The 16,952-nt window shown below is 36.3% G+C and carries 16 protein-coding genes; 2 read left to right on the plus strand and 14 right to left on the minus strand.

Annotated features, from left to right (window positions below; genetic code table 11):
• Positions 1–9: 9 nt before the first annotated feature.
• The 14 genes from NSQ38_RS23530 to NSQ38_RS23595 all read right to left on the minus strand — a co-directional run bounded on the left by NSQ38_RS23530 (position 10) and on the right by NSQ38_RS23595 (position 13,735).
• The gene (locus NSQ38_RS23530) at positions 10–735 is read right to left on the minus strand and encodes a hypothetical protein (RefSeq protein ID WP_339784289.1); all 726 of its coding nucleotides are present in this window, start codon (positions 733–735) and stop codon (positions 10–12) included.
• Positions 735–1,664, minus strand: coding sequence for a Gfo/Idh/MocA family oxidoreductase (locus tag NSQ38_RS23535; RefSeq protein ID WP_339784290.1), 930 nt, complete (start codon positions 1,662–1,664; stop codon positions 735–737). Before NSQ38_RS23535 ends, NSQ38_RS23530 begins: the two co-directional genes overlap by 1 nt.
• Positions 1,665–1,712: 48 nt before the next feature.
• Positions 1,713–3,440 (minus strand): ABC transporter ATP-binding protein, encoded by a 1,728-nt coding sequence (locus tag NSQ38_RS23540; protein WP_339784292.1) that lies wholly within the window; start codon positions 3,438–3,440, stop codon positions 1,713–1,715.
• Positions 3,440–5,176, minus strand: a complete 1,737-nt coding sequence (locus NSQ38_RS23545) for an ABC transporter ATP-binding protein (RefSeq protein ID WP_339784293.1) — start codon at positions 5,174–5,176, stop codon at positions 3,440–3,442. The genes NSQ38_RS23540 and NSQ38_RS23545 overlap by 1 nt, the downstream gene beginning before the upstream one ends.
• A 57-nt stretch (positions 5,177–5,233) precedes the next feature.
• Complete coding sequence (locus NSQ38_RS23550; RefSeq protein ID WP_339784295.1) at positions 5,234–6,463, minus strand: hypothetical protein; 1,230 nt, start codon at positions 6,461–6,463, stop codon at positions 5,234–5,236.
• Positions 6,463–6,729, minus strand: coding sequence for an acyl carrier protein (locus tag NSQ38_RS23555; RefSeq protein WP_339784297.1), 267 nt, complete (start codon positions 6,727–6,729; stop codon positions 6,463–6,465). The genes NSQ38_RS23550 and NSQ38_RS23555 overlap by 1 nt, the downstream gene beginning before the upstream one ends.
• A 16-nt stretch (positions 6,730–6,745) precedes the next feature.
• Positions 6,746–8,206 carry a class I adenylate-forming enzyme family protein gene (locus tag NSQ38_RS23560; protein ID WP_339784299.1) on the minus strand — a complete coding sequence of 487 codons (1,461 nt, stop codon included), beginning with the start codon at positions 8,204–8,206 and terminating at the stop codon, positions 6,746–6,748.
• A gap of 3 nt (positions 8,207–8,209) precedes the next feature.
• Positions 8,210–8,581, minus strand: a complete 372-nt coding sequence (locus NSQ38_RS23565) for a VOC family protein (RefSeq protein ID WP_339784301.1) — start codon at positions 8,579–8,581, stop codon at positions 8,210–8,212.
• An 89-nt stretch (positions 8,582–8,670) separates the two neighbouring features.
• Positions 8,671–9,720 carry an Ldh family oxidoreductase gene (locus NSQ38_RS23570; protein ID WP_339784303.1) on the minus strand — a complete coding sequence of 350 codons (1,050 nt, stop codon included), beginning with the start codon at positions 9,718–9,720 and terminating at the stop codon, positions 8,671–8,673.
• Between the two features lie 12 nt (positions 9,721–9,732).
• Entirely contained in the window at positions 9,733–10,551 is an 819-nt protein-coding gene (locus NSQ38_RS23575; protein WP_339784305.1) for a glycosyltransferase family 2 protein, read from the minus strand.
• A complete protein-coding gene (locus NSQ38_RS23580) occupies positions 10,533–11,120 on the minus strand; it encodes a polysaccharide deacetylase family protein (RefSeq protein ID WP_339784307.1) in 588 nt (195 codons plus the stop codon). The genes NSQ38_RS23575 and NSQ38_RS23580 overlap by 19 nt, the downstream gene beginning before the upstream one ends.
• Before the next feature lie 179 nt (positions 11,121–11,299).
• Positions 11,300–11,761, minus strand: a complete 462-nt coding sequence (locus NSQ38_RS23585; protein WP_339784309.1) for an ATP-binding cassette domain-containing protein — start codon at positions 11,759–11,761, stop codon at positions 11,300–11,302.
• 15 nt (positions 11,762–11,776) lie between these two features.
• Positions 11,777–12,355 carry an adenylyl-sulfate kinase gene (gene cysC, locus NSQ38_RS23590; RefSeq protein WP_339784311.1) on the minus strand — a complete coding sequence of 193 codons (579 nt, stop codon included), beginning with the start codon at positions 12,353–12,355 and terminating at the stop codon, positions 11,777–11,779.
• Positions 12,356–12,373: 18 nt separating this feature from the next.
• The gene (locus NSQ38_RS23595) at positions 12,374–13,735 is read right to left on the minus strand and encodes a nucleotide sugar dehydrogenase (RefSeq protein ID WP_339784313.1); all 1,362 of its coding nucleotides are present in this window, start codon (positions 13,733–13,735) and stop codon (positions 12,374–12,376) included.
• A 557-nt stretch (positions 13,736–14,292) separates the two neighbouring features.
• Between NSQ38_RS23595 and NSQ38_RS23600 the strand changes: the two genes are divergently transcribed.
• A complete protein-coding gene (locus tag NSQ38_RS23600; RefSeq protein WP_339784315.1) occupies positions 14,293–15,324 on the plus strand; it encodes a hypothetical protein in 1,032 nt (343 codons plus the stop codon).
• 20 nt (positions 15,325–15,344) lie between these two features.
• Entirely contained in the window at positions 15,345–16,331 is a 987-nt protein-coding gene (locus NSQ38_RS23605; protein ID WP_339784316.1) for a hypothetical protein, read from the plus strand.
• The last annotated feature ends 621 nt before the right edge of the window (positions 16,332–16,952 follow it).

Genomic DNA, 16,952 nt, shown 5'->3' on the forward strand with positions numbered 1-16,952 from the left:
GATCTCCCCTTAATATTCAGATTTTAATGCTAAGAGTGACTGCAAAATCTTGATATCCTCCGGTGCACTTCCTGACCTAGTTTCAACTGTAACTGAACAATTAGTATCCACCAGCATCTGCAATATGAGATAAGTTTTATTTATGTCAGTCTCGGAAAGTGGAACGTGCATACTTTCAAATGGTTTATCCCAATTAAATCCTTTAGTTTGCACCCCAGAAATGAATTGCATAAGGCTCTTCATAGCTTTGAGAGGATCCTCAGAAATACATGCAAATCCCAAAGTATCCAACAATATGCGGGTGCCAAGCAATTCACTTATTCGAACAAGTTCATCTACACCACAGTTTCCTTTGTGAGTCTCGACCCAGATCCTATCCTTCCCTCCTGCAATGCTTGCTAACACTTGCACTTGCTCATATGTTGATTCGATCTGTTGGGTTGTAGTACATCCGGGTTTTGAAAAAACTTTTAGAGGAATATCAGCATAAGGAGCTATTGATTTGATAAGAGTTTCTTTATCAAATCTGTCATCGCCAAGTGTTAAACTTATACCAATAAAAGCAATGTCAATACCGGATTGCCGCAAGGGAGTAAGACCCTCTTCTTCCCATCTATGCCCTTTTCCCACCCTTAGATCGACCGTATTGCAACCAGTCTCACTTAATTTCTGAATTAACTCTTTTGCAGTAAGATCCGGCATACTACCAGAGGATAAACCGATTCGTAGTGACATTAAATACGTATGCCTCCATTCATCGCGATTTGTTCTAATAAACGTGTAACTCCACGCCCACCTTGTAAATGACAGCGTTCCGGTTGTACTTTATTTTTTATAGAAGAGGCAAAATCCATATAAAGTTGTTTTCGCATCTCATGCGTAGAGTGGACAGGATACTGTCTTAGATCACCTTTGGATTCTACGGTAGACCTTCCATCTTCGATAGTTAGACGTATATCCGGTCCATACAAGGACAAGCGCTCTTTACGCGCTTCTGCCTCGCATGTAACCACAAATGACATTGCGGCTCCAGTGGAAAATTCAATTGTTCCTACCGTGCGTAAATCAATGCCAGGAGAAAATTCTCTTGTTCCTGCTTGGTGAAACGAAGTAGGTTCTCCAAGCATTTGGCAAGCTAAATCTAAATAATGTATTCCAAGATGAGCTGTAATCCCGCCAAAAGATAAAGTAGGATCTTGTCTCCAGTCATTGAAGTATCTATTTATAACACGCGGCCGCGAAACTTCCAAAATAGCTGTTGTTTGGTGATCCCACTTAACGTTAAATGCTTCCTCAGGAAGACGATATCTATGCTGGAACATGATTCCGATGGTTTGATGTGCATCGTTTGCAGCTTTCAGTAACTGATCAAGTTCTTTTTCCGTCGTACATGGTGGTTTTTCAAGAAGGACTGACTTTCCTGCTTCCAATGCCTCAAATGCCATATTCGCTCTTCCGCCAGGTGGGAGACACAATGCTATAGCGTTTACATCAGGATTGGACAGTAACTCCTCCCACGAGGTGAATCGATAGACACTATCTGTATCGACCATCGAATTTTTTTCGTAAATACCATAAAGTGAAACATGATCCATATCCAATAGAGTCTTTGCATGTTGACGTCCTGCAGACCCATAGCCAACAATAGCTATATTTACCGCCATATCTTAAAGACCTCCTTTATAATTAAAACGAATTTTAATATTCAATCCCTAACCAACTAAATACAGCTGACGGTAGCTACCCATTTGGCTTATCAATTCCTCATGTGTACCCTCCTCCACTACTTGCCCTCGTTCCATAACAATAATTTTATCGGACTGAACAATTGTAGAAAGACGATGAGCAATAATGATTACTGTTCTACTTTGTGATAGGGTTTGAATGATATCCTGAATTTTCGATTCATTTTCTGAATCTAATGCTGAAGTTGCTTCGTCCAGTACAAAGATGGGAGAAGGTTTTAGAATAGCTCTTGCGATTCCGACCCTTTGGCGTTGTCCACCAGAAAGTCTTATCCCCTTCTCTCCTACCTTAGTATCATATTGATCTGGCAAGGTAGTGATGTAATCATGAATTTGGGAAAGCTTTGCAGCCTCAATAATCTCTTGATCGGTAGCATTTAGACATCCCATTCGTATGTTCTCTCTTATAGTGGTATTAAATAGGTAAGTATCTTGAGGCACATATGCAATTAAATCTCTTAAATCTTTATGATTATATTGACTTATAGATTTTCCGAATAATAAAATATCTCCGGAATCTGTATCGTAGAAACGCATCAACAATTTGGCTAAAGTGCTTTTTCCAGAACCACTTGTTCCCACCAAAGCTATACTTTGATTTCTAGAGATAGATGCATTCACATTGTCTAAGATTTTTTTATCACCATAGCTAAAAGTTACACTTCTAAAATTAATGATACATTCAGTTAGCTCTTCTGATTGTCTTTCCGATCTTGATACTTGTTCTTCTCCTTCAATTTGAATCGAAAGCATTTTTAGAACTCTTTCTGTGCCAACAATACTATTCTGGAGCTGCACGATTAACCTGCCTAAGGTGTTAAACATAATACTTACACCAGCATATAGTTGCATGATAGCAACTACATTACCGAGAGAAGTAAGATTGTTCACTACCATATAAGCACTAATAAACAATAGGGTCGTGAAATTTAACCAATGAATAAGTGTATTAAATTGTTGTTGTTTTGCTCCTTCATGAGTTGCCTTCATACCCAAGTTGACTAAAACACTGTTTGTCTTCTCAAACTTCGGATAAATAAAGTTAGAATAGAATTTAAATACTGACAGACCATGGAAAACCTCTAACATTACTTTTGCAAGCACAGCATTGTTTTCCGATTGTTCTTTGGCGATCTTTTTCCCAATACGTGCAAACTTAGAGTTCACAGCTGTAGCGAGTAATGCAAAGATAATTAAGAAAACGCTAATTCTCCAATCAAGAATCATCATGAAAATAGCAGAATACATACCGGTCATGACAGATGTAATTACATTACGTAAGTGCCCTCCATATACCATCTCCATTAAATACTGATCATAATTTAGAATAGAAAGTGCGTCCCCGCTGTGGATCTTATCAAAATGGTCGACGGGCACCAGTTGTATTTGTCGAAAGATTTTTTTCTTCACATCAGTCATAGTCCTTCTAATACTTGTTCGAAAGGTATAACTGAAAAATACGTACATAGTTACGAGCAATATCATACCCGAACCGAGTATATACACGCTGGTACGGAGCAAATTGCTTTGGCCATTGACCGAGAAATCGATTACGAACTTCATCCCGAAAGCCAAGATAACAGGTACAATTGCGTGAGTCATACTTAATCCAAATAGACCAATTAAGTACCAGCCAATTCTAGGTTTCATAAATGCATATAACTGAGAGAATACACTTCGATTTTTTTGTTCCATTACTGTATAACCCTCTTTAATTGAATGGATTGTTTTTCAAATAAATGATAATAAACTCCTCTTTGCAGAATGAGTTCTTCATGAGACCCTTTTTCCACCAGATGTCCGTTTTGAAGTACGAATATGGAGTTCACATATGTAATAGATGAAAATCGATGCGAAATAATAATGACACTCTTGCCTTCAAGCTTGGTGAGAATATTATGAAAAATTTGTCTTTCATTCTCGGAGTCTAAGGCTGAGGTTGACTCATCCATAATAATGATATCAGAATCCTTTAAGAGAGCTCTTGCAATACAAATCCGCTGTTTCTGGCCTCCCGATAGCCCGTTTCCGGATTCAGATAAATACGTGTTGTAACCCTCTGGAAGACTCATAATAAAATCATGAGCATTGGATAATTTGCATGCTTCCATGATGTCTTTAAGTGAAGCATCAGGTTTCCCACATGCGATATTTTCTAAAATTGTGCCTGAAAACAAATACGCGTCCTGAGAAATGTATGCAACACGACTTCTTAATGACTCTAAATTCCATTGCTTTAGATCGCGCCCCATTACTTTTAGAGACCCCATGTAATCATCGTAAAATCCACAAAGCAACTTAGCTAATGTACTCTTACCACTCCCACTTTCGCCTACCAAAGCAATTTTCTCACCTTTTTCAATCTGGAGAGACAATTCATTTAACCTTATTTGAGCATCATATCCAAAGGTAAGCCGACTAGCAGAAATTAAATTGTCTTCTGTTTCTTTCAAATCACGATCACCGGAAGTTCTCTCTTTAGTTTGATTGACAACTTCAAGTAAACGTTGACATGCCCCTTGCATACTGTAAGTATCAATTATCATTTCAGGAAGAGTACCCAGAAATCCAGTTAATCTTCTCAGTATTTGTAAAAAAGCTAACAGTTCTCCGGCACTCATAGAACCTTGTGAGGTGAGAAACCCTCCATAACTTATGCAGATTAACATAGGAATAAAATCAACGAAATAATTCATTGCTCCCATCCAAGATTTTCTTCTTTCAAATATGATTTTCTTTTCAAGTGCTCTATCAATGTAGCTTGCATACTTCTTAAACCAATGATTTTCCAGATTATACGATTTAACAATTTCTCTGGCACGTATACTATCTAAAACGATTGTGTTTGACTTAGACACAATTTCTTGCTCTTTTTTGCTCAAAGACTGTGTAGAATTTTTAAATATTCTGGTTATCAAAAGGATAATTGGGGTAATGGAGATACTGATTAAAAAGAGCTTCCAATCAAGCACCAACAAATAAATAGCAAAACCTATTGAGAGAATTAGAGTTCTTGATAAATTGATGAATGTAGAGCTTAAATAATTACTCACAACTTGTAAGTTATTTGTAATTACTGATGAGACCTTACCTGAATCAAATCTTTCAGCATACGAAATGGGCATGCCGGAAATTTGTTTAGCAATATAAATCCTTAATTTCTTCAGTGTTTGAACTGAAAATCTACCACTAAACGTAACTTCCATGTACTCTACAAATATAGCGATTACAATAAATAGAATTACATATATCATAAAATCGAAAATTGCACTTATTTGCCCACCTAAGGTGAGGTCAATCATCTGCTGAATAACGTAGGCCTCTGAAATCCCTACAAAGACCTTAGCGATCATAAAAAGTACACAAATGGCTAGAGTAAACCATTCCAAAAAGCATACAGAGTAAAAATTACGAATCGGGCGTTCCTTCAAAGAATGATTCCCCCCTCCTGAAAAAGGAGACCATAGAATGGTCACCTTAACAATAAATTATACCTTGTCGTATTGTAAAAAATTGTATACTTTCAATTTATTACTTTTCTCATCAATAGTTAATTGTTTCTGCAGACTCACTGTAATTTCAAGCTCAATCCCAAGCTTATCTAGAAAGAATGATTTTATATGTGTGCGAAGTTCTTCTTGAAAAGAGGTATAATCACTTACAATTTTAAACTCGAAATGGTGTTCTTTTAGCTGTATCACTTGGAATTGCTTAATAAATGTCTTCAGTTTCAGGACGTTAAAACTTTCAATACAATTTTTAAAAATGTGCGCGTGTACTTTATTCGATCCATACATAAAAAATTCTGATGTTCTCCCGCTTTTTAACTGAAGAACAGGTTCTTTCCTCCCACAACTGCATCGTTTCGTTTCAATTTTTCCGATATCTCCAATTTTGTAACGTATAAATGGCATAGCGTAGTTATGAAGACTTGTAATAATAATCTCTCCATATCCTTCTTCATCTTCATTCACAGTCTCAACATGTAGTTGTTCAGAAACAATATGAAGATTATGGTTTGGACAAGAGTATGCTACACAAAAAAATTCTTGGGTACCATAATTATTGGCTACAACTGCACCAGGAAATGCCTCAATGATTTCATCTCGTATATACTCAAACAAATACTCACTCCCTAGCTCGATGTATTGTGCTTGAATATCCATAGTACTCTTATTATTTCTTTTACAATATGTAACCAGTTCAAATAAAATCGAAGGTTGGCAGCGTATCATATACGGGCGGAATTCGATTAAAGCGTCATAGATTTTCTCAACGTAAGTGTCACCAACATTTAAATAGTTAATGTAGAGTGTGTTACCGTCACGCGCAATCAATCCATTACGAGCGGAATTTGCATGCCTGCGATTACCTGCATGAAAAACTGCCATTTTCTTCCCCATAATATCAGAAGAATTCTTTTTTCGTTCTCCCCAAAGAGCTAACGATCTTCTGATTCTTTCATTTTTATCATACCTACAGTTTAAAGGAATTCCTGACGATCCACTCGTTCTTTCTAATAAAAGAGAATTAATATCATATTCATCTGAAATGATCTCTTTCTCATTGACTTGGATACCAGCTTTCGACAAGAAAGGGATTTTTGTAAATTCATTGATATCACGAGTGTTAATTCCATTATTTGAAAACAGCTTTGAATAGTACTCCGTATGATTCTCTGCATATTGCAACAGATCTACGATTTTTTTTTCATCCACTATACTTCCCCTCCTTTTACTTTCTCAAGAATATATTCAACAACCTTCCCATAAATTTGAAAGTTACTTATAATCATATCTTCAGCTGGAATCTCTATTTGAAACCGTTGTTCTACAATAACGATTAACTGAATCATATCAATTGAGTTTAAGCCAGCATCTTGAATTAAATCGACATTGTCATTAATTTCAGACACATCTACCGTTGTAAGACCTCCTACAATTTCTTTCAGTTTGTTACGTACTTCCAGCTCAAAGTCACTCATTCTCAGTACCCCTCTTCTATGAATTAGAATTTACTCTTGAACCACGTTGAACTTTTCCGTTTTCTGTTCTCTTGATTGAGTCCACTACATTAACAGACTTCGGAATCTTATATTTTGAAAGATAATCTGAACAAAATTTACGAATATTAGACAACTTAACTTCACCTAAACGTACTACAACCTCTGCGACTACCTGTTCACCTGTCAATGAATCCTCTGTTCCATAAACATAGGCATCTGAGATATCAGGAAAACGACAAAGTACTTCTTCCACCTCTTCAGGGTATACATTCATACCACCAACTATAATAATATTTTTGGATCTTCCTATAATAAAGAGTTGATTCTCGGCATCAATATATCCGATATCCCCCGTTTTCAACCACTCTTCTTTAGGTTTTTGTTTTTTTCCTTTTTCATAATATCCATTATATAGGGATGGACTATTAACCCATATCTCTCCTGGTTCGAACAATAGACATTCTGTTCCTTCGTTTTCTTCTCGCATCACCTTAATTTGTACACCCTTAAGTGGAACCCCTGATGAATCATTAGACACGATCTGGTTTTTCAGTCCACATGAGACCCTAGGTCCTGCCTCTGTTAGTCCATATGCTCTTAAAATATCCGTATGTTTAAACATCTCTCTTGCTTGGCTGATTGTCTCTATGTCTGTAGGGGCTCCAGCACAAACCATAAGCTTAAGCGTTTTCACATCATCAGGAGAAGGTGGATTTTGTACAAACAACTTAAGGTGAGTAGATACACAACCCATACTAGTGATCTGGTAATTATGAATAGTCTGATAGATATCCCGCGGGAATAAAACGCCATTGTGTATTACACACGTTCCTCCAATTAAAAGCTGTGCTAAAAATTGTGTTGTATGTGCAAAACTTGAGGTTAGAGGTAGAATAACAAGCGCAATATCATCATTCTCCATATCTAAGTGTTCATTGTGAGTCATTGCGTTCCAGATCAATGCTTTATGGGATAACTCTACTATTTTGGGTTTTGAGATACTTCCCGACGTTGGAATCATGACTGCTGTGTTGTCGTTTGTTATTAATTGTTGATCCGATTGCAGAAGATCAAAATTACCCTGCTCAATAGAATAAACAAAGATTTTCCCAAAAAGGTTGGTAAGATCTGTCCTATCGGTAAATAACACATCACAATCTGCTTCCTCCAACATGGTAATAACTTCAGATTGTGATGAACTTGCTGACAACAATAAATTTTGCCCTCCGCCTATCAAGGATCCTAAATAGACTATTGCGAATTGTATTGGATCTTTTATACAGATACCAACGCGCAATGGTCTAGTGAACCGTTTGGCTAAATCCCTTGCTCGGTTAACCAATTCTTGATATGTTACGGATTTATTTAAGGTAATAATGGCCTTTTTATCACGATACTTATCTGCAACAAGTAGGATGGATTCGTGAATTGTTGTTGGGACTGTCCAGTCTTTCATAACTTAGATTAACCATTCTAAAAATTCCAACCGATTTCCAAATGGATCATTTACATAAAATCTAATTGCTCCTTCAAGTGGCTCATCATCTTTAGTCTTTATCCCAGAACGCTCTATATGTTCTTTTAACTCCAATACATTTTTAACGTGAAAGGCAGGGTGAGCCTTTTTAGCAGGAACAAAACTTTCTTGTACTCCAATATGCAATTGATGTTGACCACATTGAAACCAAACCCCTCCACGCTTCTGTAAATTTACTGGCTTTTCAATCTCCTGCATACCTAGGACTTCCCCAAAGAATTGACGAGCTTGATCCTCACATTGTTCAGATGCTGCAAGTTGTACATGATCAATTCCAACAAAATTATAATTCATAGTAGATCCTCCTCGTATTAGTTAAATAAATACACGCTTTATTCTGACAGTAGCTACTCTATATGTTTACTTACAAGTCCAATTCCAGGCTATATCAGGCTAAGCTGTAACTGGTCATTAATTAACTTTAATTTATTGTACGTGCCCATTGCTATCGGAATACCATCTTTCCTGTCCTCCATTGCTTTTTTCTCTTTTTCTCCAGGTATCAGTATCTCTTCCACCCCATCAGCCTTCAAACTGTTCTTAATGCTTTCTAGCCAATCTTGGACTCTTCCATTGAACTCTTCCAAAGGAGCAATCTTGGAAACATCCAACGCAATAAAGGTATGACAAGATTCAGAAATCTTATCAGCATGTGCTCTCTGACGCTTTACATTCACGGAATACGAACCACCACTTAAAACCCCTGTAAGTAAATCTACGACCATTCCAATACCAAACCCTTTATGACCACCGAAAGGAAGTACAACTCCCCCATCGATAAACTCTTGTGGATGAGAAGCAGGTTGTCCTGCTGCATTAAGTGCCCAAGTCTTAGGCATCTCATTAATTCCCTTCTCAGCTAAATCTCTAATTTTTCCACAAGCCACCTCTCCGGTAGCCATATCCAGCACAAACGGAATACCTCCATCATTCGGTAAAGCAACTGATAGAGCATTATTCCCAAGAACAGCTTCTTTCCCTCCCCAAGCAGCAACGTTGGGCCCAGAATTTGTTAGAACAATCCCTACTTGGTTCTTACTCGCAATCATCCTAGTATAATACCCTAGCATTCCAATATGATTGCTATTTCTAACCATAACAATCGATATACCATTCTCATTTGCTTGATTTATGGCCTCTGTTGCAGCCTCACAAGCTGTGACTGGTCCGATACCACCATCAGCATCTATAATTTTCATGAACGATGTTTCAAAGATCACCTGTTTTTGGGGATTTTTAAGAATACCTCCTTGTTCAATTCTACGCAGGTAGGTTGGCAGTAGATCTACACCATGGGAATCCATCCCCATTAAATTTGCATTAATCAATACGTTTGCTACAATACCTGACTCATCCTTCTCAATACCTGAAGCGATAAGTGCAGATACGACAAGTTCCGTTAATTCTTCAATGCACATGGTTTTTGTATTCATAAGAATGATTCCTCATTTCATATTTTTAAGCTGTATCTCACGTTTTTGGATTCTTCCAAGAAGATGAATGGCATTTAAACTCCAGTTTAAAGATGCTATCCAAAAAGTCTTTCCAATTGCACTCTGTTTCACTGCCGCTAGATTTCGCACTGAATCTCGTAGACTGACTTGCTTGGGATGAAACTTCCCTGAATTGTAGGCTTCAATTATAGCCTTCATCAAACCTTTGCTATTGCGGTGTAGAATAATTAATTCTGGAATGAAATGAATTTTATAACCCTGATTTTCGATATCTATAACAAAGTTATTATCTCCACCACTTCCCAACGAATTAAAACCATTTACTTTTTTAAACAATGTAGTCCATACAGCAGAATTACCACCAGAAAAAAACTGGACAGGTTGCTCACGTGAAACACTCAAATATCTCATATCGTACCTTGCTTGACGTGCAGCAGATACGATACCACTATCAAAACGTAATACTCTTCCTGTAATTCCTCCTCTATTTTGGAGAAGCTCTCTTTCAATCACGGATAGCCAGTCCGCTGTTGGGACAGCGTCATCATCCAAAAATGCGATTACGTTAGACTCAACTAACATTCCGGCAATGTTACGACAGATGGCGGCTCCCTTTGGTTCTTCGTTACGAATAACCCTAATCGGTAAGTTAAAACTCTCAACTAACGGAGCAATTGCTGTTTCTGAGCCGTCATCAACCACAATAATTTCATGGAGTAACTTTAAATCATTATCTTGAATTCCTTTAATACACCGATGCAGATCTTGAGGACGATCCTGAGTCGGAATTATCACCGTAATTCGAACCATTGTTCCCTCCAACTTTTAGCCATTGCTGGCCAGATATTCATTTGTCCTGTTGGTAAGTACGTACGACGTATATTAAATGGTACTTCATTCCAGGGATTTGGAGGCGCTTTGACTGTCCCGTAAGCAAAACATCCTTTTGGAAAATTCAATACTTGTTGAGGGATGAATCCATAGGGGTATGCAAAATGTATTGGATTTTCGGGATTAGTGCAGTGCTCTTTTACTTTGTTTATGGACTCTTCCATCTGCCATTGAGAAGTTTGTATTGAAATCTCATGCATTCTCGGATGGGATAAGGTATGCGCACCAAGCACATGTCCAGCGGTTTCTATTTCAACAAGGTTTCTCCAATTCATAAAAAGATGTGAAGCGTCCGAATGGTTACAGTCTTCAGCATTTAACTCCATATTATTGGTAATAACAAAGAACATTGCCTTTACTCCGAATTGCTCCAATATTGGTACTGCATATTCGATATTATCCTTATATCCATCATCAAAAGTTATGAGAACAGACGGTTCTTTGGGTAACCATTTATCGCACTCATTGGATACAATCTTTGGATCCACACTTCCTCCGACTTCATTCAGAACAATCTCAAGTGAACGAGCAAATTGATCAGGTGTTAGTGATGTATAATGGTCAATTTTCGGATGAATGTGATGGTAATATAAAACAAGTGGCCAACCAGGCGCTGAACCAATACTTGGATCAAAAATGTGAAAACAACTCCTCCATTAACTAATGCTCATTTCTTAAGAACTAATCGTCCACTCTCAAGCCGAAAAGTAGTATCAAGACAGTCTTTATAGATCTCCAAATTGGATGAGAGTAGAATTGTTATTCGATTTGCAAATAACTTTTGATTGAGAACCAATGATATGTTTTCCCTATTAATAGAAGTCTCTGCATCGTCAATGATAAGTAAGCCAAGATTTCTCTGTTCAAGGGCGATAAGCAGCGGAGACATATTGGAAGTACGTTTAGTACCGTTTATCAATATGCTTTTCAGTTTACCTTTCTGTACCTCTCCATACTTTGGTTGCAAATCTCCTACTAATACAGACGCAAGAGTTGACTTACCGGATTTAGAATCACCTTCAATTCCTATTACCTTGCCTGCTGAAACATCAAGGTTTAGAGCTCTCAGTACAACCACTTCTCCACCTTTCTTGCCGTATGAAACTACGATATCTCTCGCAAGTAACACTTATATCCCTCCAAATTAGGATAATAAACTGGTACTGTGTTTTGCTTCTGTGTGGACATCTTGAAAAGTTATATAATGACGTTGTTCCAGTAATGCCACGACTTTCACTGCACATTGCTCAACTGTTTCTAAATCTGTTCTTAGTACCAAATCAGCATTATTAGGACGCTCATAAGGATCATTAACTCCAGTAAAAGATTTAATTTCACCTGCAATTGCCTTTTTATAGAGACCTTTTACATCCCGTTTAATTAACTCTGAGAGTGGTGCATCGACGAAAACTTCGATAAATTCCCCAATCTCTTGGCGAGCCATTTCTCTCATGTTGTTATAAGGAGAAATAAATGAAGCTAGCGTAACAATTTGATTTTTAGTTAATAGTTTAGCGACAAATGAGATTCGCTCAATATTTTTGATTCTATCCTCTTTGGAGAACCCCAAGTCTTTGCATAACGAATTGCGAACAACGTCTCCATCCAGTGTTTCAACTGCAATTCCTCGTTCTTGTAGTATTCCAGTAACATATGAAGCAATCGTAGTTTTTCCTGCACCGGAAAGACCAGTAAACCAAACTGTCACCCCGCGTTGTGACATTTAATATCCCTCCAATATTTAAAGGAGTATAATTTTCTCCCTATTCTCCATTACATTTTTCGTTGCATTTCGAGTATCTATGATTATGGGGGCATATTTAACAACGTTGTCATAATCTATAAAGCTATGATCTGTAACAATGACAACTGCATCTAAATTTCTCAGAATGTTTTCGGTCAATTTAACAGAATAAAGCTTGTCTATACCAGACCTGTGATCGAATTGAACACTTGCTATGTTTGGATCATGATACATCACTGAAGCTCCTCCACTATGGAGCAATTCTATTATTTTTAATGAAGAAGACTCTCGGTAATCTGCAATATTTTTTTTGTACGCCACTCCTAGAACTAATACGCGAGAATCACGTAACGGTTTACCGCTATTATTCAAGGCTTTAATCGTCTTATCGATAACGAAATAAGGCATTCTAGAATTCACATCGCTAGCTAATTCTACAAATTTTACGGGAAAATCGTATTCCTTGGCCTTCCACGCTAAATAGTGAGGATCTATCGGAATACAGTGACCCCCTATCCCTGGACCAGGATAGAACTCTTGCAATCCATAAGGTTTAGTGAATGCAGCTTCGAGCATTTCCCAAACATTGATACCCATTCGATCACATAGCAAAGTAATTTCATTTACCAAGCCAATGTTGACCATCCTATAAGTGTTCTCATATACCTTTACCATTTCTGCAACAAGTGCAGATGATACTGGGACAACTAGTGCCACTGATTCAAAAAATACTTGTGCTATTTTCGTGCAAACTGATGTGCTTCCACCAACAACTTTAGGGACATTCGAACGTGTGTAATTTATATTTCCAAAATCAACTCGTTCTGGCGAGTGTGCTAAAAAATAATCAACCCCTACACGGAAACCCGTTCTTTCCAAGCAAGGCAAAATCACCTCGTCCGTTGTCCCCGGATATGTAGTGCTCTCCAATATAACTAATTGTCCAGAGTGTAGAGAGCCAGCAATCTTCTCCGTGACACTCCGAATAATTGAAATATCCGGTTCTTTATTAATTGATAATGGTGTTGGGACACAGATAATCACTATGTCTGCATCTTTTAAAACTTGAAAATCAGATGTTCCAATGATCCTCTTTTCTCTAACTAAACCAGAAAGTTCATCAGTGGATACGTCTTCAATATAGCTAATTCCCAATTGGATCATTTCAACTCTCTTTTGATCATCTTCTAGACCCCATACAATGAATCCAGCCTTAGAAAGTTGTACAGCAAGCGTAAGCCCGATGTATCCAGCTCCAATTATTGCTATTTTTGCATTTTTCGTTTTAATTTTGTTGGTTAATTCATGTGCAACCGAACTCATATCCTCTAATAAAGCTTGTGTTGTATTATCACTCAACCCCTGTGACGCCCCTCTCCGTTAATGCGATAAAGTATTAAGGCAGAATTAAAACACTTAAAATCTGTACATTACAATAGCTTCGCCACCTTATATCAACATAATTTAATACAATTTTTCCATAAATCGCGCTTATATATCGGTAGTCTTCTTACTTAATTTTCAAGTACATATCGTAATCGTACTAGACTCCCCAATATTACAAATTTTCTCTATTATGTTAAGTGATGAAGGCGGTTACATGTTGTAGCATATAGCATTCCTTATGTCGAAGTAAGGGGAAATTTGTCAAAAATAAAAAAACATGTGATTTTTGCAACTTACTATAAAAATAAAATATTTTAAATTAATTCAAAATATTGACTAAATTGAGAATGGGGTTATTATGAGTCTAATGCAAAATTACAATATTACATCAAAAATAATCGACATTATTCTAAAATGTTTTCTTGAAATATCCCAACGTTTTCAAAAAAAACTATGTATTGATCAAGTATTGATCAACATTTTCATACAAGAAAGAGTTTAATATTTCGAATATTATAAGGAGCAACTATATGGACAAAACTGTTAAATTAGTAGGTTTTAAAGCGTTCGATGGAATGAAAAAAATGTATCCTGACTATAACTTTCCTTACTTTAATTGCAGTTACAATGCATTACTAACACTCGGTGAATATTATCAAAAAAACACATTATCCATATTATGTAATCCTATCAGTATTTATAGAATAGACAGTACAGACAAATTCAAATATGAAGTTACTGAATTTAATAAGAAAGAAGAATTACTTGAGGAGTTAGGGATAAAGACTAATTCACAACCTATTATGATAGATGCTCTGCGCGAACAAATTACATCATGTATCCTTGATGGTAACCCGATCAGAATTAAAATTGATTTATTTTATCAAAATGGGCGGGAGTTTTATTTTGGTAAAAAACACGGACTTCATCCTGTGTTAGTTCATGGTTACGATCCTTCAAGAGATAATATCTATATTGTTGATGATATCTCAGAGTATACCGAGTATTGTGTTCCTTTTACTGAATTCTTAGAATATTTTACAGAAAACGAAGCCATCACTGATAACTCCATTACACAATATGTTTTGAAGCATTCACATTCAAGCAATATAAATGAAAAGGTCATTCAAAATTTTGTAAGTAACTTGTTATTGTTGGAATCCGAATTGTTTGATTCTATCTCAAACATCCTTCAATTAGCCGATATCTACCCTTTTGCACTTAAACATGAGGATTTAATTGAAACTCTAAGTAGTACAATTTATAGAAAATGCTCTGAAAGGTACAGACTTCTCAAACTTCTTAATTTAAATAATGATAGTAATTCAATCAAAAACAGCATAATCAAAAAAATGGATCAGGTACTTGATGATTGGTTGTTGCTCCGAGCATTATCAATTAAAGCCATTTATACCCGCAATTACGGCAAGAAGTTAATCGATAACTCTAGAATTATTCTACACAGGATATCTAAATTAGAACGGGAATATCACATACTCTTCTATTCGCTAATTCACAACTTTAATTTTAATTTTTCTGCTGAACAGGAGTTCTATCATTAACTACAAAGGAGCGAGGATACATGTCTTCAAAAAAGTTATTCATGAATAATAATCCATTGATAAATACTTTCAATGTATATGCTAGTGTGCTATCCATTATTGGCAGAGATAATATCAATATCTCACCCTGGTTATATAATAACTTTATCCAGATTCGTTATGTCTATGATTGGCATACATATTTTTTTGACAATCATCATCAGATTTTCGATCAATGCCCATGGATCAATCATCATGTAATTCCTGAAACAATTTTAAAGAATAAATGGACTTCTTTACATGAGTTTATTATTGATGCGATTAACGAGTCGCGTTATGTGTATCTATATGTTGATCGCTACTATATATCGGCTTCAAAAGCCTATCAAAAAAATCACAATTGGCATGAAATATTTATTTTCGGGTACGACTTAGAAAAGGGTACCTTTCATGTAGCGGATAATATACAGGAAGGGAAATATATCCATGCCGAATGCTCATTTAGCGAATTAAATGAAGGCTATAATGCTATGAACTCTGACAATGAATTTTTTCATAACGTCCATTTATTGGGTATAAAAGAGGAGCATGAGTACAAATTTAATTTACAGCAGGTAGCCTCAACATTAGAGAATTACGTTTACTCCAAACCTACAATTGATATGTCATTTAAAGAAAAGTCAATATTTGGAATAGATGCATTAAATTTAACTATAAAATCTGCCGTTAACTCCGATCCATCTAGTTTTCGTTTTGATAAAAGAGCATTCCATCTGTTTTGGGAACACAAAAAAATGATGACCCTACGTTTAGAGTATATGTACCAATTGTCATTAATCCCGAATGGACTCGAGTTAATCAGTAGCTACAAAGAGCTAGAATCACGGTATTTGATGTTAAGAAATTTAGTTATTAAGTACAACATATCTAAAAAAAATACTTTGTGCGAACAAATTATCGAAATTTTAAAAAGTAATATTAACAAGGAAAAAGAAGTTATATACAACATACTTGGTAAAATACAATAATTTCAGGAAAATGGATACTTGCTCTCAACAAATTCGTAGAGGTATTTTCGTGATTTTTTGTTTTTGTACCTAAATTAATCTCTAATCAAATACTTCTATATTACTCCCTTATCACCACGCCCATAATCCTATTCACTTCACTTTTAATAACTTCTTCGCTTTTTACAACGAAATTATTCATTTTATGTATCAATAAAACATAGTTAAAAGGGTGATAAACCTGGATAGGAAATTGTATATTAACAAACCAGAAGTTCCCAGATATCCCCTGCATGCTAGCATGACCTCCATACTTACTAAACACCATTCATATAAAAATTGGCTCTTTACGAATTTTACTTTTATCTGGCCACATAAGTTCTGTCATGATAATACTTAGATAACAATCTACTCCGAAATGACACATTGTTCTTGTCCTTTTCGGCATTGGAACCAAGTTCTTGTCCTTAGCTTGTGACAAGAACTTGGTTTCTCTAGAGTAAAAGGCTGGGGAAAACCCAGCCCCTCCTCATCAAACCGTACGTGAGGTTTTCCCTCATACGGCTTTCCGATGTTCGTCTTTCATGGGCATGCAGATCACAATAACGTTTTTAGTCCATACATTTTGGTTATATACTTGAC

This window comes from Paenibacillus sp. FSL R7-0313 (genome assembly GCF_037969885.1).
GTDB lineage: Bacteria > Bacillota > Bacilli > Paenibacillales > Paenibacillaceae > Paenibacillus.

Coding starts and splice junctions, on each gene's coding strand:
- NSQ38_RS23575 (WP_339784305.1), bottom strand. CDS start 10,551: ATGGTTCGAATTACGGTGATAATTCCGACTCAGGATCGTCCTCAAGAT.
- NSQ38_RS23535 (WP_339784290.1), bottom strand. CDS start 1,664: ATGGCGGTAAATATAGCTATTGTTGGCTATGGGTCTGCAGGACGTCAA.
- NSQ38_RS23555 (WP_339784297.1), bottom strand. CDS start 6,729: ATGAGTGACTTTGAGCTGGAAGTACGTAACAAACTGAAAGAAATTGTA.
- NSQ38_RS23565 (WP_339784301.1), bottom strand. CDS start 8,581: ATGAATTATAATTTTGTTGGAATTGATCATGTACAACTTGCAGCATCT.
- NSQ38_RS23600 (WP_339784315.1), top strand. CDS start 14,293: ATGGACAAAACTGTTAAATTAGTAGGTTTTAAAGCGTTCGATGGAATG.
- cysC (WP_339784311.1), bottom strand. CDS start 12,355: ATGTCACAACGCGGGGTGACAGTTTGGTTTACTGGTCTTTCCGGTGCA.
- NSQ38_RS23605 (WP_339784316.1), top strand. CDS start 15,345: ATGTCTTCAAAAAAGTTATTCATGAATAATAATCCATTGATAAATACT.
- NSQ38_RS23530 (WP_339784289.1), bottom strand. CDS start 735: ATGTCACTACGAATCGGTTTATCCTCTGGTAGTATGCCGGATCTTACT.
- NSQ38_RS23570 (WP_339784303.1), bottom strand. CDS start 9,720: ATGAATACAAAAACCATGTGCATTGAAGAATTAACGGAACTTGTCGTA.
- NSQ38_RS23540 (WP_339784292.1), bottom strand. CDS start 3,440: ATGGAACAAAAAAATCGAAGTGTATTCTCTCAGTTATATGCATTTATG.
- NSQ38_RS23560 (WP_339784299.1), bottom strand. CDS start 8,206: ATGAAAGACTGGACAGTCCCAACAACAATTCACGAATCCATCCTACTT.